At 64.6% G+C, this 23,538-nt stretch carries 7 protein-coding genes; 1 reads left to right on the top strand and 6 read right to left on the bottom strand.

What is annotated here, in order from left to right:
• The first annotated feature begins 78 nt into the window (after window positions 1-78).
• A complete protein-coding gene (locus tag Q5H92_RS07350) occupies window positions 79-8,190 on the top strand; it encodes a DUF8693 domain-containing protein (protein ID WP_305010855.1) in 8,112 nt (2,703 codons plus the stop codon).
• Window positions 8,191-8,300: 110 nt separating this feature from the next.
• On the opposite strand, the gene Q5H92_RS07345 is transcribed toward Q5H92_RS07350, so the two are convergent.
• The 6 genes from Q5H92_RS07345 to Q5H92_RS07320 all read right to left on the bottom strand — a co-directional run bounded on the left by Q5H92_RS07345 (window position 8,301) and on the right by Q5H92_RS07320 (window position 23,313).
• Complete coding sequence (locus Q5H92_RS07345) at window positions 8,301-9,011, bottom strand: hypothetical protein (protein ID WP_305010854.1); 711 nt, start codon at window positions 9,009-9,011, stop codon at window positions 8,301-8,303.
• Between the two features lie 319 nt (window positions 9,012-9,330).
• Complete coding sequence (locus Q5H92_RS07340) at window positions 9,331-12,534, bottom strand: fibronectin type III domain-containing protein (RefSeq protein WP_305010853.1); 3,204 nt, start codon at window positions 12,532-12,534, stop codon at window positions 9,331-9,333.
• Between the two features lie 627 nt (window positions 12,535-13,161).
• Entirely contained in the window at window positions 13,162-14,805 is a 1,644-nt protein-coding gene (locus tag Q5H92_RS07335) for a glycoside hydrolase family 28 protein (protein WP_305010852.1), read from the bottom strand.
• Between the two features lie 105 nt (window positions 14,806-14,910).
• Complete coding sequence (locus Q5H92_RS07330) at window positions 14,911-17,019, bottom strand: hypothetical protein (protein WP_305010851.1); 2,109 nt, start codon at window positions 17,017-17,019, stop codon at window positions 14,911-14,913.
• A gap of 163 nt (window positions 17,020-17,182) precedes the next feature.
• Window positions 17,183-20,626, bottom strand: coding sequence for a DUF4450 domain-containing protein (locus Q5H92_RS07325; RefSeq protein WP_305010850.1), 3,444 nt, complete (start codon window positions 20,624-20,626; stop codon window positions 17,183-17,185).
• Between the two features lie 158 nt (window positions 20,627-20,784).
• The gene (locus Q5H92_RS07320; protein WP_305010849.1) at window positions 20,785-23,313 is read right to left on the bottom strand and encodes a glycosyl hydrolase 115 family protein; all 2,529 of its coding nucleotides are present in this window, start codon (window positions 23,311-23,313) and stop codon (window positions 20,785-20,787) included.
• Window positions 23,314-23,538: the final 225 nt, after the last annotated feature.

Genomic DNA, 23,538 nt, shown 5'->3' with positions numbered 1-23,538 from the left:
GCCTTGCAGGCAGTAGCAAACTGGCTTTTTTTAACATCATTTTTTTCCCCACCTATCCTCACTCAACCGCTCTCCGATATGAGACTCACTTTACAACGACTGCTGCTGCTGCTGCTACTGCCGCTGGGCATGGCGCTCGGGGCCAGGGCCCAGTTGCCCTACACCGAGGACTTTAACAGTGACGGCGAAGCCGCCTCGCCCGCCCGCTACACGACCAATACGGCCTCCCTGAACACCAGCGCTGTCCCCTTCGCGAACGGCCACTACTTTTTTCGGGCGACGACCAACCCGCCCCAGATTGGGGGCACCAACGTGTTTGGCACCAGCACGACCACCGGGTTTATCTACAGCTCGGGTACCACGGCGGCCCCCACCGGATTCTGGGCCTTCGAGGGGGTGCGCAGTTCTAACGAAGGCACTTCCAGCGACCAAGTTCCAGCGGGCCTGCTCACGCTGAAGGCGCTGGACGTGACTAATTATACGAACCTGAAGGTGAGCATCAAGTTTGCTGACGCCCGCGGCGCGGGCTATGGCTCGTATAGAGGCGTCAATACTGTTAACAAACAGGCAGAAGTTGACGACAAAATCCGCATTCAGTACTCGATGGATGCCGGCGCTACCTGGACCAACCTCGGGGTGTTCACGGGGGCCAACAGCGCGGCCCCTACCTACTGGACGGCCGCCAGCCCCACGACCGAGGTGGCCCTTGCGGGGGGCACCGAGCTCACCGCCACGTTCCAAACCTTCACCTACGACATTACCGAAACCGGCACCTCACTACGCGTGCGCGTGGTGGCCGACGAGCGTGGGGGCCAGGAAGAGCTGGCCTTCGACGACATCACCGTGACGGGTATGGCCGGCGCCGCGCCGCCCAAGGTGGAAAACATCGAAACAGGCGACATCAGCTACACGGAGGGCGACCCGTCCGTGAAGGTGACCGATAACCTCACGGTCACGTACGCCTCGAACCTGAGTGGGGCCACCGTCGCCATCAACTCGGGGTACCGGAGCATGCAGGACGTGCTGAGCTTCACGATTCCGACGGGCAGCAGCATTTCCTGCACCAGCTGCGGCACCGGGGCCAACGCCACGACCAGCACGACCGGCACGCTGACGCTGACGGGCACGGGCACTGCGGCCCAGTACCAGCAGGCGCTCCTCTCCGTCCGGTACCTTAACTCCAACACGACCAACGCGACGGGGGGGCGGCGGGTTATCCGCTTTACCGTGGCCGACGGCTCGACGAATAGCTCGGCCCAGACGCGCGCCGTGGTGGTGACGCCCATTCTGGCCGGGCCGGCCGCCATGCCCTACACCGAGGATTTTGAAAGCGACGGCGAAGGCACCCGCTATTCCACTAACACCTTTGCCACTACCGGCACCAACGCCGGGGCGCTGGGCTGGTTCCGCACCAGCCTGGCCTCGCCGGCCGACTACTCCGCGTCCACGTTCACCAACATCAGCGGGACCTCCTACTGGTATGGCGAAGGCACCAACAACGCCAATAACCCCGACCCGGCGCTCATTGGCTTTCTCGAAACCCAGACCATTGATGCCCGCAGCTACGTCAACCTGCACTACCAGGTGCGCCTGGCCCAGGGCAAGGCCACTCAATGGGAGACGGATGATTTCATCAAGTTCTACTACCGCGTGGGCAGCAGCGGCTGGGTGCAGTTTGGCGCCTTCTACGGCAACGGTAGCCCGGGCAACCTGCAACGCGATGCTAACAACGACGGCGTGGCCGACAGCGGCGGCACCATACTCAACAACGGCCTGACCAACATAGATTTTACGCTGCCGGCCACGCTAAGCGGCATCATCGACTTCCGCACGGTGCTGAGCAGCGATGGGGATGAAGAAATGGCCATGGACCTGATTCAGGTAACGGGCACGCAGCAAACCACGGTCAACTCCATCGTACGAGCCAGCGCCAACCCCACCAACGCCGCCACGGTGAATTACACGGTGACCTTCGGGGCGGCCGTGACGGGCCTGACGGCCAGTAATTTTTCGCTGACTACCACCGGCCTCGGGGGTACGCCCACGGTGGGCACCCCGACCCAGGGCTCGGGCAATACTTGGACGGTGCCGGTGACCACGGGCACGGGCAGCGGCACGCTGACGCTGAACCTGGCCAATGACACGAACCTCTCGTACGACATCAGCACCACCCTGCCGTTTGCGGGCGATACGTACAACATTGACAAGACGGCGCCGGCCGCGCCGGTGGTGACGGTGCCGGCCAACGGAAGCGCCGTCAACTCGACTACCCCGACCATCTCGGGCACGGCCGAAACCGGCAGCACGGTGACGGTGCGCGAAGGCACCACGGTGCTGGGCACGGTCACGGCCACGGGCGGCAGCTGGAGCCTGACTTCAGCAACGCTGGGGCAGGGCTCGCACACGATTGCGGCCACGGCCACCGACGCGGCGGGCAACGCCAGCACGGCCAGCGCCTCTGTGACGTTCACCGTGGACACGGCAGCGCCGACGGTGTCGTCCATCAACCGCCAGACGCCCGCAGCAGCAACCACCAATGCCACCTCGCTCACCTTCCGCGTGACCTTCAGCGAGAACGTGACGGGCGTGGATGCCACCGACTTCACGTTCATCACCACGTCGGGCTCGGTGAGCAGCACCGGCAAAACGGTTGTCACCGTGACGGCCAACAGCGTGTACGATGTGACGGTGAGCGGCGTGAGCGGCACCGGCGCCGTGCGCCTCGACCTCAACGCCAGCAACTCGGGCATCGTCGACGCAGCGGGCAACGCCCTCAGCGGCTACATCACTGGCTCGACCTACACCATCGACCAGACGGCTCCAACGGTCACCAGCTTCAGCAGCTCGACGGGGGCCAGCGGCAGCACGACCACGGCCACGACCTTCGATTTTTCGGTAGTTTTCTCGGAAGCCGTGACGGGCTTCGCCAGCACCGGCATCACCGTGACAAATGGCAGCGTGACCAGCGGCCCCACAGGCAGCGGCACCGGGGCGTACACCTTCACCGTGACGCCCACCACGGCCGGCACGGCCACGACGGTGCGTATTGCCGCCAACGCGGCCCAGGATGCGGTCGGCAACAACAGCCAGGCTTCCGCTTCGACCTACTCGCTCACCCTCCAGCAGCCGCTGGTGGCCACCTCGCGCAGCGTGACGGTGAACCTCGCGGCCGATGGCACGGGCACGCTCAGCGCCAGCAGCGTCAACAACAACAGCACCGGCCCGGGCACGCTCATCTACACCATCCAGAAAATTGTGTACGGACGGATTCCTGAACGCGCCGCGCCGCTCACACTGACCACGCCCAACGGGGCTAATTTCACGTCCATCCGCTTCGCCAGCTACGGTACGCCCATTGACAATGGCAACGGCAACTATAGCCTGGGCCCCTGCAACGCGGCCAACAGCTTGGCGGCCGCGCAAAACGCCTACGTGGGCCGCAGCAGTGGCGACATGTACGCCAGCAACACGGATACCCGCAACAGTCCCATACTAGGCGACCCCTGCGGCGGCACGTCTAAGTTCCTGGCCGTGCAGGCCGCTTACTCGCCCGATGCCGCCAGCCTGACTTACAATTGCACCGAGGCCGGCCAAACCCAGTACGTACTGCTGACCGTGAGCAACGGCAGCAGCACCAGCACTTCGGTGGCTCAAGTGACGGTGAACCCCTCGCCGACCATCAGCATCAGCAGCGTGAGCCCCAACCCGGCCCAGCGCGGCGCTACCATCACGGTGAGCGGCTCGAACCTGAGCGGCATCGGCAGCACGGTGACGGTGAACGGCGCTTCGGCCACCGTGAGCGGTTTGTCGGCTAGTGGCTTCACCTTCGTGGTGCCCAACACGGCTACCATCGGCGCGGGCAACCTGACGCTGACGGCCCCTTGCTCGCAGACGCTGAACACTGCCTTCACGGTAACGGCCCCCACGGTGGTTTCGGTGACGCGCCTGACGCCTTCGCCCACGGCCACGGCCCAGGTGCGCTATCAGGTGGTGTTCTCGGGCAGCGTGAGCGGCGTTACCGTCAGCAACTTCACTACGACGACCACGGGCTCCGTGACCTTGAGCGGAACGGGGGTGAGCAGCACGTCCGGCTCGGGCACGACGTACATCGTGACGGTGAACACCGGCACGGGCGACGGCACCCTGACGCTGAACGTAGCCAACAGCACGGGCATTACGCCCACGGTGTCGAACGTGCCCTACACGGCCGGCGAAACCTACACCATCACCAAGAGCTTCGTGGCCGCGCCCACGCTGCGTATTCAGGCGGCGGGCAGTGCCAGCGGCAACGGCGACGTGACGGCCTTCGTGGACGTGGTGCAGGTGCTGCAAAGCGGCACGAGCACAGTGGTGCCCAACGGCCTGCAAAACGGCAGCTTCGAAGCCAACAACGTGCCGGCTAACGGCTTCAAGAAAACGGTCGATGGCGTAGTGGCCGCGCCCTGGAGCTTCACCGGTACGTCCGGCGTGGCGCGCTACGGCAGCGCCTTCGACTCCCAAGTCCCTAGCCAGCCCCAGCCCCTGCCGCCTAACGGCGACGCGGTGGCCCTGATACAGAGCGCCGGAAACAACAACGCCAGCATCTCGCAGAACCTGGCCGTGCCCACGGGCAGCTACCAAGTGAACTTCCAGACGGCCCAACGCTACTACACCTCGGTCGACCAGCGGCTGAACGTATTCGTCAACGACGTGTTCGTGGGCAGCATTCAGACCAGCCAAACCCCGGCGTACGAGCCCTTCACCTCGGCCTCGTTCAACGTGTTTGCCCCGGCCCTGATAGCCACCGTGAGCACGACCTCGGCCAGCCCCACCAGCACAGCGCCGATTCCGTTCGCGGTGAGCTTCACGGACGGGACTAACCCGCAGAGCGTGGGCACCACCTTCACGGCCTCGGACGTGACGGTATCGGGCGGTACGCTCAATGCAGCCAGCTTCAGCGGCAGCGGCGCGGGCCCCTACACCTTCACCGTGACGCCCAGCGGCGCGGGGACGGTGACGGTGAGCGTGGCCGCCAACCTGGCCAACGATGCCAACAACACCCAGAACTCGGCCAGCAATTCGGTGAGCGTGCAGTACAACCAGCCCGCCACGGCGGCCCCGGTTATCACAGCTCCGACCAACAACAGCTTCACCAATCAGCCGGTGACCATCGCTGGCACGGCCCCGGCCAACAGCGCGGTAGTGCTCTACAGCAGCGTGAATAACGGCGCGTTCCAGGCGGGCACGCCATTTAACGCCTCGGCGAGCGGCACCTTCAGCCTCGGGCCGGCGACGGTTCCCGACGGCGTCTACCAAGTTTACGCCACGGCCCAGAGCCCCAATTCATCGGTGAGCCCGAACAGCCCTACTATCACCTTCACGGTAGATACGTCGCGCCCCTCGGTGGTTATCACTTCGTCGGCCGGCGCCTCGGGCGGCAGCACGGCTACCACGCCGATACCCTTTTCGGTGACGTTCTCGGAGACGGTGAACGGCAGCTTCGTGCAGGGCGACCTGTCGGTGAGCGGCGGCACCATCGTGACGGGCAGCTTCAGCGGCAGCGGCGCGGGTCCCTACACCTTCACCGTGACGCCCACCGGCCTCGGCAGCACCGTATCGGTGAACGTGGTGGCCAACGTGGCCCAGGACGCAGCCGGCAACTTCAACACGGCGGCCCCGGCGGCCTATACGCTGCGCTACGCTCCGGCCCTGTCGGCCACGGTGAGCACGACCTCCGGCAGCCCCACCAGCACCTCGCCCATTCCGTTCCGGGTGGATTTCTCGCAGAGCGTGGGTTCCACCTTCGTGGCTTCGGACGTGACGGTGAGTGGCGGCACAGTGAACGCGGCCAGCTTCAGCGGCAGCGGCGCAGGTCCCTACACCTTCACCGTGACGCCCAGCACGACCAGCAGCACCGTGACGGTAAGCCTGGCCGCCAACGTGGCCCAGGACGCGGCCACTACGGGCAACACGGCCAGCAACTCGGTAAGCGTGCAGTTCCAGGCCCCCACCATCGTGGTGGCCCCGGCCTCGCTGCCGGGCGGTACGCAGGGCGTGGCGTACAGCGCGACGTTCTCGACCTCGGGAGGCTCGGGCACCTACACCTACGCCCTGACCGGCACGCCCATCCCGGGCCTGACGCTGACGGGGGCCACGCTCTCGGGCACGCCCACGGCCAGCGGCTCGTATACTTTCACGATAACGGCCACCGACAACTCGGCAGCTCCGGGCGCCTACAGCGGCTCGCGCAGCTACACGGTGACCATCGCGGCGCCCACCTCGGTGGCCTGGAACGGCAACGTGAATACCGACTGGTTTAACGCCAACAACTGGAGCCCCAACCAGGTGCCCGACGCTACCACCGACGCCATCGTCCCGACCTCGCCCAGCGGCGGCCGCTTCCCCGTCATCGCGGCTAACGCGGCGCAGGCCAACGCCCGCAACGTGAGCATCGCCAGCGGGGCTACACTGAGCATGAGCGCCAACACGCTCATCATCGCGGCCAACCTGACCAACAACGGGTCCTTCAACGGCTTCACGGGCAGCGGCGGCAGCGCCAACGGTGGCACGGTGGCGCTGGGCGGCAGTGCGGCGGCCACCATCGGTGGCACCGGCACCGCCAGATTCTGGAACCTGACGGTGGGCACCAACGGCACGCAGTCGACTCTCACCGGTGGTGCCTCGGTGCAACGGGTACTTACCCTCAATGGCAACCTAACTGCCGGGCAACCCTTCACCCTGGTGTCGGATGCCAACGGCACGGCCATGGTGGTGAACAACGGCAGCGCCGTGGTGACGGGTAACCTGACGGTGCAGCGCTACATCGTGCCCGACCTGAACCCGAACCTGGGCTACCGCCACTTCTCGGCCCCGATTAGCACGGCCACGGTGGGCAGCCTGGCTACTGGCAGCTTCTCGCCGGTGGTAAACCCGGCCTACAACGGCTCGGCCACGCCTACCCTGGTGGTACCCTTCCCCACCATCTACGGCTACGACCAGAGCCGCCTGGCCACGACGACCAACAACCTGCTTGCCTTCGACAAAGGCTGGTTCTCGCCCAACGCAACCAGCGACCCGCTGACCGTGGGCCAGGGCTACACGGTGAACCTGGCCGCCAACCAAACCTTCAGCCTGACCGGCCCGCAGAACAACGGCAACGTGCCGCTGAACTTCAGCCGCAACGCCGGGACCCCGACGGACCAGGCCGGCTGGCAGTTGATTGGCAACCCCTACCCCTCGCCCCTCGACTGGTCGCAGGTGCAGGATACTGAGCGCCCGGGCCTGGACCGCGCGATGTACGTCTTCGCCAGCAACAACCCGAGCAACCCCTACGTTGGCACCTACGGCTTCTACAACAACGGCGTGGGCAACATCTCCCCGGTGCTGCCGCTGGGCCAGGGCTTCTTTGTGCGTGTGACGGCAGGCCAGACGGCCGCCTCGCTCACGTTCAAAAATACCCACCGCGTCACCACGTACGCCAACCCCACCTATCACCGCAACGCGGCCGAAACCCGGCCCCTGGTGCAGCTCACGCTGCGCAGTGCGGCGGCGGGCACGAATTCGGACGAGGCCTTCGTGTACTTTGAGAATGGCGCCACCGCCGGCGTAGACTCGCAGTTTGACGCCGTGAAGCTGCCCAACAGCACGGGCCTGAACCTGGCCTCCTTCGCCACCGGCCAACAGCTGGCCATCAACGGCCTGCCCACCGGCAACGCCACGACGGTGACCGTGCCGCTGTTCATCGGCCTGCCCGCCACGGGCACCTACACGCTGAACGCGACGCAGGTGCTCAACTTCTCGGCCGGCGCCCAGCCCTTCCTGCGCGACCTGCAGCTGGGTACGCTCACCGATTTGAGCGTGAACCCGACCTACACCTTCACCATGAACGCGGCCAATACGACCCCGCGCTTCGAGCTCGTGTTTGGCCCGCAGGCCGTGCTGAGCACGGCGTCGGCCGCGCTGGCCGCCCAGGTAGCCGTGTTCCCCAACCCGGCCACCAAGGCAGTGTTCGTCGAGCTGCCGGCTTCGCTGCGCCGCACGGCTGCTACGGTTGCGCTGGTTGATGCCGTGGGCCGGGTGGTGCGCACGCAGGCTCTGCCTGCCGGGCTCCCCACCCACACCCTGCCGCTGACCGACGTAGCCACCGGCGTGTACTCGCTACGCCTGCAAACTTCGGCCGGTGTAGTGGTCAAGAAGCTGGTAGTGGAATAGCCGCTTTTCAGCTTTCATAAAAAAAGCCCCGGCTGCCTGTGCAGCTGGGGCTTTTTTTTGGAAGGTATTTATTGGGGCTGCGAAGCCGATTGCCGGCGCCTGACGGGTGCTTATTCGCCGGTTTCGGCGGCTTGCTTCATGCGCAGGGCATATTCCAGGGTCACCGACTCGGCCGGAAAGCCTTGCAGCTGAGCATCTTGGGCAATGGTGGTGGGGAAGCCTGCCCGGCGGCGCAGCTCGTTGGCGCGGCGCACATCGGCCACCGGCCAGAGAAAGCGCACCATGTCCAGCTGCCCGGTGGCTTTGTTGATGAGGACGCAGTTAACGAATTGAGTGCCGTAGCGCTGCGCCTTGCCGGCCTGCATCAGCTGCGTGTCCACGGCCCGCGCGTAGTATTGGTAAGGCAGCTCGCCTGCTTCGGCGGCCATCCGCAGCTGCGGCAGGAAGCGGGTGGTTTGGCTGGTGCGCTGCAGCACCTGCCAGGCCACCATGCTGGCGGGCCGGCCCACCAGCGACTTCCCCGGGAAGCCATAGCGCCGGATGACGGCGGCCACGAAGCGCAGGTCGGTACTATCGGGCGACCTCTCCCACTGAACCGGCCCCGTGTAGCCAGCCAAAGCCCCGCTGGGCAGGCGAATGGGCTTCATCAGCGAGTCGGCTTCGGCCCGCGCAAAGGCGGCATCGTTGCGCTGTTCATGCCGCCGGTAGGCCCGGTCGAGGCTGTCGAGCTGCTGCCGCAGTCGCACGTTGAGCTTGGGTTTTTGGGCGAAGGCAGGCAGGGCCAGCAGCCCCAGAGGCAACAAAAGGAGCTTCAGAATCATGATTGATGGCAAGATAATGCGACAAGGATCCCCCATTGCAAGGGCGAACAGCGCTTCCATAATCCAGCGAAAGAAACCGCATGCTTCGCTGGGCACGGCATGACGCGCGGGCGCTCGGTAACGGTGTGGAGCAAGGGTTGTCGAGCCAACCGCCTTAGGCAGGCCAACCGATTGAGGCAACAAGGACTTCATTTGCTCAACTACACGACCGGTCGGGCCACCGGGAGCGGCCGGACCGGAATACCTGCTGCTTACTCATTGAACAAAAAAAAGAGCCGCCCCAATTGGAGCGGCTCTTTTTCTGAATGGGGACTGCGGGTTATTCCAGCACCACTTTCTGGGTGAATACCTCCAGGCCGGCTTGCAGACGCAGCGTGTATACGCCAGCCGCCAGGCCGTGGGTCGTGAGCGTATGCTCGGCCTGTCCGGCGGGTAGCTGCAGGGTGCGCACGCTCTGGCCGAGGGCGTTGAGCAGCGCGGCCTGGCTGGCCCCGAGGCCGGTGAGGCGCAGGGTGAGCTGGCCGGTGTTGCTCGGGTTCGGGAACACGCGCAGGGCGCTGCTGTTGGTCTGGGCGCGGGCGGCCAGCACGTTGGTGGCCGCGATGGTGAACGAGCCCGCCGTGTCGGAGCTACCGAAGCCGCTCACAGCCACGTAGTAGCGGGTGCCCGCCGTGAGGCCCGTCACGGTTACTGGCGCGGCAAAGGCCGTGTTGTTGGCGCCACTGCCTTGGCAGAACACCGAGTTGAACGGCCCAGCCGAGCAGCTGGCAGCGGTGTACACGCGCAGCGCACCGGCGGGGGCGCCAGTCAGGGTGAAGGTGCTGGTGGTAGCGCTGGCCGTGAAGGCAAACCACACGTCTTTGGGCTGCTGGCCGCCCACGCAGGCCGGCAGGAAAATGTTGCCCAGCGTGGTGGTGGTCGAGCCAAGGTTGGTAGCCGTAGTGGGCGTGCTGCTCAGGGCCAGGGCGCCGCAGGGCTCGTCGTTAGTGGGCGCGGTGAGGGGCGTGGTGAAGCCAAACGGCCCGGCCAGGGTGCTGCTGCCGTTGAAGCCGCCGCAAATCTGCTGCACGTAGAAATCGTAGTCGGTGGTGGGGTTCAGGCCGTTGATGGTGGTGGTGTTGGCCGTGAGGCCCGAAACCGTGGTGCCGCTGGCGCTGGGGATGAACCCGCGGGGGCCATAAACCACCGAGTAGGTGCCGCCCGTGCTCAGCGTGCCGCTCCAGCTCAGGGTGGCCGTGTTGTTGGTGAGGTTGCTCGCGGTCAGGCCCGTGGGGGCCGGGCAGTTGGGCACCGGCGAGGCACAGATGGTGAAGTTGCCCAGAGTGCCGGCGCTGCTGTACTCGTTCACGCGGATGTAGTAGGTGGTGCTCGGCGTAAGGGTGGTCAGGTCGAGCAGCGGCGCGGCGGTATTAACGGCCGTGCCGGCGCAGGAAATGTAGGTGAGCGGCCCGGCGCAGGCCGTGCCCGAGTAGGCCCGCACCACGCTGGCGGCGCCCCCCGTGACGGTGATGCGCACCTGCGTGCTGGTGGGGCCGGTGGCAGCCGTCGTGAACTGGAACCACACGTCGCGCGGGGTGGTGTAGGAGCCGCAGCCCGCGCCTTGCGTGTTGTTGACGTAGGTGCTGGCGGGCGTTTGGGTGGCCCCAATGGTGGTCGAGTTGATGGGCGTGCAGGTGTTGCTGACGGTGAGCTGGGTGGCGCCGCAGGGGTTGTCGTTCAGAATCTGGGTAGTGAACGAAACCGGGCCGGCCGTGCCCGAGTTGGAACCGGTGCCGCAGTTCGACGTCACGTAGAACTGGTAGGTGGTGCCCGGCGCGAGGCCCGAAACGGTGGTGCTGCCCGTGGTGAGGCCCGGCAACGAGGTGCCGCCCGTGGCAGGATTGAAGCCTGCGGGGCCGTATACTACAGTATAAGTGCCGGTGCCGCCCGTCATCCACGAGAGCGTGGCGGTGGTGGTGGTGGTGGTGGCCGTGAGGCCGGCCGGCGTGAGGCAGCCCGTGGCCGATTCGAGAATGACGTTGTCGAGGCCGATATCGGTATTGCCGAAGTCGGATTTGGCGCGGAAGCGAATCACCGACGTGGCCGACGTGGCCGTGAGCGTGAGCACCTGCGTGGCGAAGGCGGCGCTCAGCTTGTAGCCGGCCAGGTTCGAGAAGGTGGTGCCGCCGTTGGTCGAGAGTTGCACCGTGAGCGAGTCGGAACCGTCCACGTTCACAAAATCGAAGCTCAGGCGCTTGTTGCCGGCCCCGCTCAGGTTCACGTACAGGTCCAGCGTGCCGATGGCGTTGGTGGAGGCAAAGTAGCTGTGGAAGCGGGCCGAGTGCGAGCCCTGGCTGGCGCCGGGCGAGTAGGTGCCCAACGTGGGCGAGCTCCAGGCGGCGGCGGCACCGTCGTCTTCACGGCGCCACGAGGGGTTGCCCGTAGTTGGCGAGTTGCGCCACGAGACCGAAGGGGCGTCGCGGGTGTTGCACACGTCGAGCCAGGTGTTTTCAAAGCTTTCCACCACGGGCAGGGTGGCGTAGGTGGGCGGCGTGGAGGACACCGTGACGGCCGTGGAGTTGGCCGATTGCGCGGTGCCGCTGCATATCACGCGGGCGCGGTACAAGGTGGTCGTGGTTTGGCCGGCCACCGTGTAGGTGGCACTGGTGGCGCCCGCAATGTCGGTGTAGGTGGTACCGCCGTCGGTCGAAGCCTGCCACTGGTAGGCCAGGCCGCCGTCGGTGGAAGACCCCGTGAGCGACAGCACAATGCTGGCCGCCGCGCAGGTGTTGGTGGCCGAGGCCACGGCCGTGCCCGCTGTGGGCGCGCTGTTGCACACGGGGTTCACCGAAATGCCCATCACGTTGAGCACCCCGGTGGTTGAGCTTTTATTAAAGCCGATGCTCTGCACCTGCTTGTTGATGTTGGCCGTCGAAATGGTGTAGCGGAATTGGTAGAGCCGCGGGTCGGAGGTGTTGTTGGTGATGGTGTTATCGGCCGTGCTCACGCGGCCCAGGCCCACAATGGCCGCTCCGGTGCCGCCGTACCAGTCGGCCACGGTGGTAGCCGGGAATACCTGCGTCGTGCCATCCGTGAACGTCACGGTCACCACCATCGTGGCCACCCCGCTGCCCGACGAGGCCAGCACGTAAATGTCGCCCGCCGTGCGCGGCGTGGTCACGGTGAGGGTGCCGGTGCCGCCGGTGGTGTTGATGCGCAGCGAGTTGTTGGCCGTATAGGACGCCAGCTGGAAGGTGAGGCCCGGCGTGGCGGCGCTGCTGATGAGGCCCGACACGGGCAGACCCGACGTCGAGGCCGTGCCGGCGGGGTTGGTGTAGCCCACCGTCATGAGGGCGTAGCTGGCGCCGTCGAAGTCGGCCGTGACGCGCGACAGCGCGGTGCCGGTGCCATCGGCCACTACGTCGGCGGTGTAGCCGGTCACGGCCACGGGTACCGGCGCAGCTTGCGCCTCATTAACCAATAAAGCCCCCAGTCCCAAAGCGCAAAGCAGCGGCCGGCAGGTGCGTGTAAACAGTTTTTTCATATGAAAAATGGCTGATTAGAATTTTTTCAAATGTAGAATAAAACACTGCACTTAACACCCTGACAACGTTGATTTTTATGCCTTAAATCCTTCACCTATACCGCCAAAAAGATTAGCCAAACAAGACGTGAGGCCCTGTTTTTTCAAGTAAAAGCAACAGAGCGCCAGCTAAGTAAAAACTTTATCAATTCGGCAAGCACGCTTTTGCGATTTCCGCAAAAAAGCGTGACAGTTAAATTCTTTCATTTGATGATATTGAGGGGTGCAAGTTTTGATGTTGTTTTGCTATTTGACATATATTTGCACACGATAAGACCTTTATCAGCCAGTGGCTCTTCCGGATAATAGTCTTATTTGCGGCTCTGACTGGTCAAAATTCATAGCCTCTAGGCCCAAAAGCGGCATTGCTAGGCTTACTGCTTTCAGAAGGGTATCTATCCCTTGAAATCGCAAGTGTACTTAGCATGACAGCAACAGTCGGGGGAGGATTATTCAGCGCAAAGCCGCCTGTTGGCGACAGAACCGCTGGGGAATCTGTCGCCAACAGGCAGCTTTGCTGCTCAATTCCACTCTGCTCTGCAAACCAGTCGCAGCTAGCAACTGATAGAACGCGCCCCGTAGCGCTTCCTATTTTTTCGGCATCGCAACGACCTTCTTATTCACGCCAGCCCCCAGTTCCAAGGCCAGTTTGGCTTTCGAGTCATCGGTGTTGGTCAGCTTAATATTCTGGGCCTTATCGGGGCCCGACACGCGCAGCAGCACCGCCGCGCCCGGCGCGTAGCGGATGCCGTCGAGGGTGATGTTGCGGCTGTTGTGCACTTCCATCACCGGGTCGGTACGGGTGGGCAGCAACGTTACGTTGGTGAGGCTGATGCGGTCGGCTTCGATGCACACCAAGCCCTGCTCGCTTTTCAGCACGGCGTTTTTGAGGCTGATGTCCTGAATGGCCATTTCGGGCAGGCCGCGCACCAGGATACCGGTTTTGGCGCCGTTGCAGGTCACGTCCGAGATGTAGATTTTGCGGAACTGCGGCGTGCCCGCGTCCACCGGCTTGGGCGGCGAGGCGGGGCGCTCCTTCGAGCCGGCCACCTGCGGGCTGGGGTCCTTTATCATGTAGTACATGTCGAAGAGCAGGGCTTCGTTGAGGATATCCTTCATCGTGACGTGGTCGATGAAAATGTTCTCGACCACCCCGCCCCGGCCGCGCGTGGTTTTGAAGCGCAGGCCAATGTCAGTACCAATGAAGGTGAGGTTGGAGGCGTAGATGTTGCGGGCCCCGCCCGACATCTCGGAGCCAATCACGAAGCCGCCGTGGGCCCGGTACACGGTGCAGTTGCGGATGAGGAAGTTCTCGGTGGGCACGCCCCGCGCGCGGCCCTGCTCGTTGCGGCCCGATTTGATGCAGATGCCGTCGTCGCCGGCCGAGAACAGGCAGTTTTCCACGATGCCGTTGCGGCACGATTCCAGGTCCAGCGCGTCGGTATTGGGGCTGTAGGGCGGGTTGAGCACCGTCACGTTGCGCACAATTACGTCGTCGCTCAGCAGCGGGTGCACCGTCCAGGCCGGCGAGTTCTGGAACGTGACGCCTTCGATGAGCAGGCGCTTGCAGCCATCCAGCACCAGGAAATCGGGCCGCAGGTAATCCTTGATATCCTCGAAATCGGCGATGTTTTTCTTTTCCTCGGTGAGCACGCCGGCTTCCTTCACGGTGGTGCCTTTCAGGGCTTGGGCGGTGGGGTACCACCGGTCCTGTTTCTCGTTGAGCGCGCCGCCCGAGGCCACCAGCTTTTTCCAGTCGCTTTCGAGGCTGCGGCCCTTCTGCATCATCCACCAGGCTTCGCCCGCGCCGTCGAGGATGCCGCGGCCGGTGATGGCCACGTTTTCCAGGTTTTTGCCATAAATGAGCGGCTGGTTGCGCACGGCGGCCAGGCCCTCCCAATTGGTTTTGATGAGCTTGTAGTCAGCCATTTGCTCGCTAAACTGCACCAGCGCGCCGGTGGCTACGTGCAGGTTCACGTTGCTTTGCAGCTCGATGGGGCCGGTGCGCCACTGGCCGCGCGGCACCAGCACCACGCCCCCGCCCTTGGCCGCGCAGGCCGCAATGGCTTTTTGGAAAGCAGCCGTATTCGTGGTCTGGCCGTCGCCCACGGCGCCGTATTTGGCAATAGAAAAGGTATCGGCGCGGAAGGCCGTGGTTTTGACCGGGGGCAGCGCGGCGGGCGTCTGGGCGGCGGCGGCTAATGGAAGTAATGCGAGCAAGAAGGCTTTCATAGGGGAAATGTAGCGTGGACTCTGCGAGTCCGCGAATGAGCGCAGCGAATATGAACGTTTGAATGACCGGTGATGCGCGGACTCGCAGAGTCCACGCTACGGTACTTACGGCATCTTCTGCAAGCCCTCCCACTTCACTTTCCAACCCTTCGGAATGCCGGGGTTGGCTTCCTTCGCGCCGTCGTATCCGGCGCACATGAGGGCCACGGCCGCGAGCAGGCCGCCGTTGCCGGGCAAGTAGAGGGGCAGGCGGCCTTCTTGGTAGTTGTGGCCGTTGGGCAGGTAGGTATTCTTCTGCACCTTCATCAGAAGGGCGTCTACGGCCTTTTCGGGCAAGCCGAGGCGGGTGGCCGTCATCGACGTCATGGGGAAGTCCCAGCCCCAGGTCTGGTTCCAGCTCCAGTCAGTCCAGATGAGGTCGAAGGTGCGGCGCATGGTGGCGGCGTCCTGCTGGCCGGTGGCGGGCATCACGCCCAGCGCGGCCAGCACCGAGGGGTGGTCGGTTTTGAATTCGGGGTTGGTGTAGGAGTCGGGGGCGCTTTCGGTGGCCAGGTACACGCCGTTGGCTTCGGGTAATTTCGAGAGCTTGGCCAGCACCTCGTCCCACTTCGCATTGCGCGGCTGGCCCTGGCGCTCGCGCCATTTCTGGGCAATATCGAGGGCCCAATGCCAATACACCAGCTCAAACGTGGGGTTGAAGGTTTCTTCGGCCTTGAACCGCTCCTGGGCTGGAATTACACCTTTGCCGAGAATGTATCGGTCCTTGTCCTTCTCATAAAACGGGAACGAGGCCATGAACTCGGCCGTCTGCAGCACCCGCTCCTGGTACAGCTTCAGGGTGGCGGCGTTGGGGTGCGCGCGGTAGGCTTCCTCGGCGAAGTAGATGGTGTGCGGCTGCTGCCACAGCAGAAACGCGCCCACCGACGACGGGCCTTCCTCGCCCCAGGGGTCGGTCATTTTCTGCCAGCGCCAGCCGTTGTAGCCTTGGCGCTGGGCAATGCCGCGGGCCACGGCCTGCACGTCGGGCCGAGCGTACCAGGTGAGGCTCTTTTCTAGGATTTCGGGGCGGCCCCAGAGGGCGAAATGCGCCGCGTGCCACCAGTGCATTTCGAGGTGCGGGCGGCCGTACCAGCTATTCAGCAGCAGCCCGGTTTCCTGCGGCGGCTGCGAGCCGGCGTTATGGATTTTGGTGAGGTACTGCGAGAGCACCACGCGGCGCTCCAGTTCCTTAGCGCGCGGGTCAGCGGTGCCGCCGAAATCGACGGCCCCGCCGCTGCGCCAGAACGCCGGCCACTGCTGGCGGCTATTGGCCAGGGTGGCGGCAAAGGTGGGCGCGGCGGCCTTGACTTTCAGCGGCGTGAACTGGCAGCTCAGCTCCAGCACCGCACTTTTGCGGTCGGGCGTGAGAATGAATTCGTGGGGCCGGCCGGCGGCCAGCGCAGCGGTTTGAACCCAGCTCAGGGCCGCGAAATACTTCGTGGTATCGAGTTGGTGCGTGAGCAGGGCGCGGCCGGCTTTCTGCTCCACAATGCTTGATTTGTGCGCGTCGTCATGGCTATAATCCACGGCCATATCGGCCCAACCAGCCGTGGGAAATGGGAAGCGCAAGGCCACTTTCAGCCGCCCCAGCTTCAGCAGTTCCGACGTGACTTTGGCGGCCACAGCGTCCTGCGTCTGGTGGCCCACGGTGACAACGTCAACCGCCGTGCCCTCCACCGTGAAGTGGCTCTGGATTTCGCCCGTCCAGGGGTTCAGCATCTGGCGGATATTCTTAATGTCCCGGACTCCGGCCGGCTGACCGTTTTTCTTCAGAATGACGAAGCCCAGGTTGCCCAGCTGCAGGCGGTGCGGGTTGGCCCGGAAGTAGTCGCCCGATTCTTTATTGCCGGGCGTTTTTACCTGCACGGCGTAGCTCACCGGGCGGCCGTTGAGGATGTAGGTGCGCAGGCTCTGGTCAAATTTATAGCCTTCTTTATTCGGAAAGCGGTGCCAGCCCCACTCCGACTCGGTGCCCAGCGGCAGGCCCTTTTCGTAGTGGAGCGGGAAGGTCTGCAGGCCGGTAAAATCGGCGGTGAAGGCAAATTTGCCGTTGCCCACCGACAGCGAATTGAGCGAATCGGTATTGGTGACGACGACTTTGTGGCGCTCCACCACGGCCTGCCGGTTGATGGGCTGGGCCTGAGTGGTGAAGGTGAGGAGCAGCAACGTTGCCACGCGGCCAACCTCACCCCCGGCCCCTCTCCAAAAGAGAGGGGAGCCTGACAATATTTGAATGGAGGTTTTTTTCATAACAATATTTTAGAAAATCGCCAGGCTCCCCTCTCTTTTGGAGAGGGGCTGGGGGTGAGGTTTGCCCGGCCGCGCCATAGGGAAAACTCTACCGTCCCAGCGTCACGCTCATCAGCCCAATCACCACGTCATTGGCCAGCGCTTTTACCGTGAGGCTTTTGAGCTTTTTCTTTGGGTCGAGCGGCAGTTCCAGCACGGTGGCCGCGCCGCCGTCGATGGCGCGCGTACTGAAGCCCTTGATGCTGGTGTATTGGGTGAAATCGCGCGTCATGAGGCCGGTTTTGAGGTGGAGTCGCAGCGGTTGGGGGGCATTGGTTTGGAAGGCGAAGCCGTCGTTGGCGTAGTCCTGCTCGATGGGCCACCAGTTGTCGGGGTTGCGCAGGGGCAGCGTGGCGGTGCTGCCGTCGGCGTAGGTCACCAGCACTTCGCCGTTGGTGAGCTGGCTTTGCATGGGATTGGTGGAGCCGGCCATCAGCAGCACGGCACGGCTGGCGCGGCCCGCCAGCGGCACGGTGGCTTCGTGGGAATAATTGTCCCACTGCGACACGAAGAGGATATTCCTGGCGCCGGCCGCGCCGGGCGTGCGCAGCGGCACATTATCCGGCAGCCGGATTTCGTTTTTCAAACCGGCCAACTGGCGCAGGCCGCTGTCGTCGATGTTGGCTTGGATGAGCGGGTAGCACCAGTTGCCGATGCCCTGGGTGGGCAGCTGCAGGGTGGCCGTGCTGGTGCGGGGCGTGAGGTATTTGTTTTGAAAAATGCGCGTCACCTGGTCGTTAAAATAGCGGCTCAGGTCCACGGTTTCCCATCTGGCAACGGTGGCCGGAGCCGCTTCCGCCGCTTTCGTGGCCGGAGCTACGTTCAGGTTCAGCGGTTCCCACCAGGTGAGGGCGCCCTGCCGCAGCTGCACGAACGCCGTGCGGGCGCCGGGCTCCCCGCCTACCTGTGCGCTGAGCTCGTGCGCCGTATTTTTCGCCTGGCGTAGCACCTGTTGCGGGTCGAAAACCTTGACTATGGTGGCCTGCGGGAAGCGCACGGTCAGTTCCTCGTTGGCGGCGTATTGCGGCTGGGTCGCGGCCGTGTCGGGCGCAGCGCCCTGCCACTGCACTTCGACCACGTACTTCGCCGCCGGCTCGCTGCTGATTTCGATAATGGGCTGCCCCACGGCCGCTTCCACGTTGCGCCACTGGGCCGGCTGCCCGTTTACCGTAACGGCCTGGATGCCCACGGCGCGGGCCTGCAGCTGCAACTGCAACCGGAGCGGCTTGGCAAAAGCGGGGTTGATGGTATAGGTGTCGCGCGCTTCGTTTCGCTTAAAAGTAAACGCCATGTCCGGCACCGTCAGGGCGGCCTCGTTCCAAGCGGCGGGCAGGCCCGGGCGGATGCGCAGGGTGCCATGCAAAGCATCGGGCACGATGCCGAACAGGCCCTCTACCAGGGAACGGGCGGCCATGCCGATGGGGTCGGCAAAGTCGCGGTACAGCTCGCCGCGGTTGGCGTCGTAGAAGGAAATCTGCTGGAAATTGCCGGGGCTGCTGCCCAGGTACATGCTTTCGAGCAAGGCGCTTTTCCAGAGCAGGAAGGCCGACTCTGAGCGGCCGGCCTGCCAGTTGGCCAGCGTGGCGTGCAGGTTTTCGGCCATCACCACGTTGTTCAGCGACCAGTCGTAGGGCTGCCAGTTGGTGGTCGACAGCAGGTAGTAGCCGGCATCGGGCAGGCCGGCGGCGCGCACCGGAATGTGCGGCAGCCCGGCATCGACGTAGCGCAATGCCTGGTAGGCCTGAAACGCATCCGGCACCTCCGAATCCAGCGCGTGGTACACCGTCCACAGCGCGGCGGCCGGGTGCAGGGTTTTCAGGCCCAGGGCATCCTGGTATTCGGCGTACCAGCCCTGCGGATTCAGCCACAGCCGGCTATTTATGGCCTGGTGAATTTTGGTGGCTTCCTGGCGGTAGGGCTCCGCGTTTTCGCCCAGCAGCTGGGCCAGTTCGGCGGCTTTCTGGTTGGCGAAGTAATTGTAGGCCGACGAGTGCGTGACGGCCCCGCCGCTGTATTGCAGTGCATCAGAGGCCCAGATGGCCGCATAGGCGTCATACAACCCGTCGCCGTCGGGGTCGAAGTTGCGCTTTTCCCAGGCCAGGTGGCGCTGTAGCACGGGCCACATCTCGCGGGCAAAAGCTAGGTCGCCGGTCCAGTTGAAATGGCGCAGCAGCTCGTCAATGCACACGAGGTTCATGTCGTAGTGGTGGGCCCGAAAATCGCCGCCGGGGTTGCGGCTGATATAGCCTTCGCTGAACACGGCGGTGCCCAGCTTTTCGAGCTGCCGGGCCAGGTGCAGGGCCGTATCGGGCGTAACGGGACCGCTGGGCGGGCTGGTGAGCTGCGACTTGGCGTAGGCCCGAAAGTGGGTGACGGCGCGGTCGTGCCAGCCCAGCGGGTCGGCCATGTAGGGGCCGCGCCAGCCGTTGAGGCGCAGGCGCCAGGCAATGGCCCCGTGCAGGTAGGACGGCGTTTCCCAGTTGGCATCGGCGGCCACGGCCAGCGCCCCGCCGAGAGTATTGATGTAGGGGTCGGGCGTGAAAACGGTGACGCGGGCGGCCAGCGCGGCGCCGGCGGCCTGGGCGCGGGCGAAGGCGGCAGGCTGCGCGGCATAGCTCAGCGCCGGGGCCGTTTCCGCTTTCTGCACCGCGAAGTAGAAGTCCTCGCCGTTCCGGACGTTCAGGCGCCCCGTCACCACCGGCGTGGCGGAGGCGGCCGACGCAAAAAGCTGCTGCGGCGTCTCTTGTTTCGCGGCATCGGCCACATGGGATTCGGAGGCGGGCGGGGCGATGCCCAGCAGCGTTTTGGCCGCTGCGGGCGGCGTCGAAGCTGGCGACGCCACGGGCTTCTTCGCGCCCAAATCCCCATAGGCATCGGCGGCCGGCGGGGCGATGCCGTAGCGCAGGGCGAAGCTGTTTTTCTTGAGCTCAAAGGCGTTGCCCTGGCAATACTCCGGCTTTAAGTAGAAGCTCGATTCCGGGTCGGCCCCGATGTCGCCGTCGCGGTTGAATCTTTTGCCCGTGGCCCCGCCAAAAGCCCACAGCAGCTGCACGTTGTTGGCCGGGGCATTTTCAAATCGCGCCTTCACCAGCACGCCTTCGGCCTCCGCCGAAGCCGCTACTTCGAGGTGCAGCTTGCCCGAAGGGCCCAGCAGCGGGTCGGTGATGTCGTAGAGCATCAGGCCCGGGCGGTAGCGGGCCGTGATGTTCTCGGCCTTAATCAGCCACTTGCTCTGGCCATTGGCCAGCAGGCCAAACTTCAGGTTGCCGCCCATGCCGGGCAGGTAAAGGGCAAACTCCGGCAGGTCGCCGGCTTCTACGCGGAAGACTGTATTGGTGCCGTAGAGGGCGCGGGTGAAGCGGTGCGTGCCGTTGGTGATAACGAAATCGGTGCCTTCGGGATGGTAGCGCAGGGTACGCGGCTGGTTGTGCCAGAGCGGCGGGGTGGGCGCGGTTTGGGCGTGGGCGGTGAAGGTTAAGAATGATAGAAGCAATATCATCCAATGGCTCACCTCACCCCCCGGCCCCCTCTCCTGCGGAGAGGGGGTGCGTTCAACGATTCTCGCGTCTGGCATCCCCTCTCCGCAGGAGAGGGGGCCGGCCCCAGAGGGGTCCCGTGAGTTGAAGCCAACCGCGCCGTTAGAAAATTCTTTCATCGTACTTGAATTTGATTAACCACCAGCCCCGCATCCAGCAAATACAGCCGGATGGTGGCCGGGCCAGCCGCCGCTACTTCGTGCGTGGTCTGGCCCTGCGAGAAGCCGCGCAGCACGTTTTCCTTCCATTGCTTCGAGTCGGCGGGCACGTTCACGTCCACGGTTTGGGGTGGGCCGCCATTCACGCTCACCGCGTAGTGCAGCCCCCGCCCGGCATACAGCCCGAAGGTGGGCAGGCAGCGCACGGCCACCGAGTGCGGCCCGGCCGAAAGGTTGGCGCGGTACTCCAGGTAAGGCGCGTGGGCCACATCAGCCGCAAACGAGGGCACGTCGTAGGGCAGCCGGGTCAGCCCCTGCCCTTCCAGCCCGAGGCCGGGCAGCGGGGCCAGGGTTTCGTGGGGCGCGGCCCATTTGCTGGTAAAAGCCGTGGCGGGTAGCAGCAGCGGCGCGGTAGCCGTAGCGACTTCGGCCGCTTCCGTTGCTGAGTTACTCAACGCGCCCGGGGCCTGGCTGGCGGCTTTGCCTTCCGCTACCAAGGCGGCGGTAGCCACGGGCGGCATCTCGAAAATCTTCTGGTCGCGCGGGTGCGAGCTCATCATGCCGGCCCATTTGCCGCCGGCTATTTCGTCGTTATAGCGCCGGGTCAGGGCCTGAATCTGGTCGTAGGCAGCACGGGATTTTTGGGCGAAGGTCAAAGCCTTTTCATCTCCCTTTTTGGCCAGCTCCAGGCTGCGGGCGGCGTAAAATACTTTCTCATTCATCAGCCGCGCGCCTTGCGTGGGGTAAAGAATCAGCTCGAAATAAGCATCCCGCAAGCTGGCCGGAACCTGCTTTTCCAGAGCCTCGGCTTCGGCGGCTATTTTCTGGTAATCGGCCAGGCGCTGGTTTTGCTCAGCCGCCGTGAAGCTCACGCCGCTCAGGTGTTCGGGCTTGGCGGCGTGGCCCAGGCGGTAGTACTCGTGCTTGAGGCGGGCAATGGCGGGCGCCAGCCGGGGGCCGAAGGTTTCGGTGGCCCAGCGTGCGGCGTAGGCATCGGCGGTGGCGGGCGTCCAGCGGCCCACGTTCCAGGCCAGGTCCAGGGCAAACTGGGTTTCCAGCTCGGCGGGCTTGATGTCGCCCACGTTCACCACCCACAGCCGCTTGGCGCCCAGCGCATACGCCTTGCTCAGTTCGTAGCTCATCAAAGCCGGCGAGATGCTCGACAGCCACAGGTAGTCCTGCGGCGCGCCCCAATACGAAACGTGGTAATACACGCCGCTGCCGCCGCTGCGCTGCTGCTCCGTTTTGTCCGACAGTTGCCGGATGTAGCCGTGGTTGTCGTCGGCCCACACGATGGTCACGTCGTCGGGCAGCTTCAGGCCGGCCTGGTAGAGCGTCAGCACCTCTTTGTAAGGGCAAAAAATCTGGGGCACCGGCCGGCCGCCGATGGGCTTCACGTACTGGCTGAGCAGGCGGCGCTGGTCAGTGATGACGGTATCGAGCAGGCGCACTTTGGCGGCGCGGTCGGGCGGGCCGGGCATGCTGCCGTCGTGGATGCCGCGCATGCCCACCGTGTAGATGGATTCGTACTGGGCCGACTGCTTCAGCCGGTCTTCCCAGTAGCGGTACATCTGCGGGCCGTTTAGGTCGTAGCGCCATTCGCCGGGCTTCTGGCCGTACTCGTGCTCGTAGTTTTCGGCCCACTCAAATACGTTGTTGCGCAGCATGGGCTCGCAGTGGCTGCCTCCCACCACAATGGCGTAGCGGTCGGCCAGCACGGGGTCGGCGGGGTAGTGGTAGAAGGCTTTGGTGCCGGGGTGCATGGCCGGCCAGATGTAGTTGGCCTTCAGGCGCAGCAGCAGCTCGAAGATGTGAGCGTAGGTGTTCGGGCCAATGTCCTGCACATCCTTGTCGAGGTGCCGGGCCGCCCAGGGGCGCAGGCCCCAGTCCTCGTCATTGAGGAAAATACCCCGGTACTGCACCGCCGGCGGCCCCTGCACCAATTGGCCGGGCTGCACGTAAAGCGCGTCGTGGTGGGCCGGCGCCACATCGGCCCACCACACCCACGGCGACACGCCCATGCGCCGCGCCACCTCAAACATGCCAAACGCCGTGCCCCGCCGGTCGCTCCCGGCAATGACCAGCGCCCGCGGCACGTTCGGAAACGGCTTTTCAATAACACTGATGCTATAACTTTCCCATTGCCCGCGCAACTGACCGGTTTGGAGCTTGCCGCTGGCCACGAGCTTATCAATCAAAGCCGACTGGCCCAGCGTGCCGATGATAACGGCCACACCAGCGGGCACCTTCGCAGCGGTTTGCAGCTTAGGTTTCAGGCCCGTCACTCGGAATACATCACCCGCAAAGGCTTCGGCCGCCACGCGCACCACGGCAGCGTCCTGGGCATCGAAGCAGAGTGGAGCGGCCTGGTGGGCGTGGACTAACGGGAAGGACTGCGCGGAATTGGTGGCCGTGAGCGGGGCCGTGAGGGGGCCTTGGGCGCGGGCGGCTAGAGGGCCAGCCAGAACTAGCAGAACGAATAGCATGCGGCGAAGCAGAGTTGCCGAGAAAGGCATGGACGGGTGCGCGAGCGGCGCGGGCGTCCACCTCACCCCCTGCCTCCCTCTCCAAAAAAGAGGAGGCCCCGGACTGGCTTCAGACGAAGCATTGACGAACATAACAGGTGAAAAAGGCACATTCATTTTTCTTCAAACGAACAAGACCGGTGCCCCCTCTTTTTTGGAGAGGGGGTCAGGGGGTGAGGTGGACGC

The organism is Hymenobacter mellowenesis (genome assembly GCF_030581005.1).
GTDB lineage: Bacteria > Bacteroidota > Bacteroidia > Cytophagales > Hymenobacteraceae > Hymenobacter > Hymenobacter mellowenesis.
This window is presented reverse-complemented; position numbering and strand designations above follow the sequence as displayed.

What these genes read in the sequence shown, in the direction of transcription:
- Q5H92_RS07350 (WP_305010855.1), top strand. Translation starts at nt 79, where the DNA reads ATGAGACTCACTTTACAACGACTGCTGCTGCTGCTGCTACTGCCGCTG.
- Q5H92_RS07345 (WP_305010854.1), bottom strand. Translation starts at nt 9,011, where the DNA reads ATGATTCTGAAGCTCCTTTTGTTGCCTCTGGGGCTGCTGGCCCTGCCT.
- Q5H92_RS07340 (WP_305010853.1), bottom strand. Translation starts at nt 12,534, where the DNA reads ATGAAAAAACTGTTTACACGCACCTGCCGGCCGCTGCTTTGCGCTTTG.
- Q5H92_RS07335 (WP_305010852.1), bottom strand. Translation starts at nt 14,805, where the DNA reads ATGAAAGCCTTCTTGCTCGCATTACTTCCATTAGCCGCCGCCGCCCAG.
- Q5H92_RS07320 (WP_305010849.1), bottom strand. Translation starts at nt 23,313, where the DNA reads ATGCTATTCGTTCTGCTAGTTCTGGCTGGCCCTCTAGCCGCCCGCGCC.